This window comes from Legionella sp., from assembly GCF_965140895.1.
Classification (GTDB): Bacteria; Pseudomonadota; Gammaproteobacteria; order Legionellales; family Legionellaceae; genus Legionella.
In genome coordinates, this window is sequence record NZ_CBCSKT010000097.1 from 1 (window position 1) to 905 (window position 905).

Below are 905 nucleotides of genomic sequence, written 5' to 3' on the forward strand. Positions count from 1 at the left end.
CTTATTCTCATTATCAACGATGCATTAGCAATCTATTGCCCTTTGGTTTTGACCGGGTAAAAGAAAGTGTTTTCCATTTTGTCCCTGATAGCCGTGAATTATCGGATCAAGATAAGGATCAATTACGTCGAATTGCACGCTATACGGCAGCCGATCATCAGATTAAAATGATTCGTATCATTGGCTACGCTGATGAACGTGGTCGCAAAGGCTATAATAATGCAATCTCGCAATATCGTGCGCAGGCTGTGCAAAATTATCTAATAACTTTAGGCGTTCCTGAGGAGCAATTATCGGTCACTTGGTTAGGTGCGTTAAAACCCGTGGCTAGAAATGATACAGATGCCGGCCGTGCGGAAAACAGGAGAGTTGTTGTCAGTCTGATTAAAAAATAGTGGTCGTGCTTAAAAAAAGTATCTTTATGAAAAATATTATTTTTTTTTTTGTAAATTTGCTTGCTTTATTAATTTTCGAAGCCATACTCATGGTGTTGCATGCTTCGAACCAAAGCGACGAAAGCATGCTGCTGGTAACTTTTAAATTGTAAGTTATCAAGTAAAAACGCAGAATTAATAAAAATAAAAATATAACGGAGACTTAGCATGTTTAGTTTGAAAAAGACAACAGCAGCAGTACTCGCTTTAGGTAGTAGTGCAGTTTTTGCAGGAACAATGGGACCTGTCTGCACTCCAGGAAATGTGACTGTACCATGTGAGCGTACTGCATGGGATATCGGTGGCCAAGCCATTGATTTACAAGTCGTTAACAACAACGATTTCTTTATTGCCGATGCTACTGGTCATTACCGCGATCACAGTCGCTGGAACTGGGGCTTCCAATTAGAAGGTTCTTACCACTTCAATACTGGTAACGATGTTACTTTAACTTGGTACCATTTAGATGCT

Annotated in this window: 2 protein-coding genes; both read left to right on the top strand. The window is 39.7% G+C overall.

Going from position 1 to position 905, the window contains the following annotated elements:
• A partial coding sequence (locus tag ACQY7T_RS10930; RefSeq protein ID WP_428413342.1) for an OmpA family protein occupies window positions 1-395 on the top strand: 395 nt, incomplete at its 5' end.
• Window positions 396-602: 207 nt separating this feature from the next.
• Window positions 603-905, top strand: a 303-nt coding sequence (locus tag ACQY7T_RS10935) for an Lpg1974 family pore-forming outer membrane protein (protein ID WP_428413344.1), incomplete at its 3' end; no start/stop codon positions are given.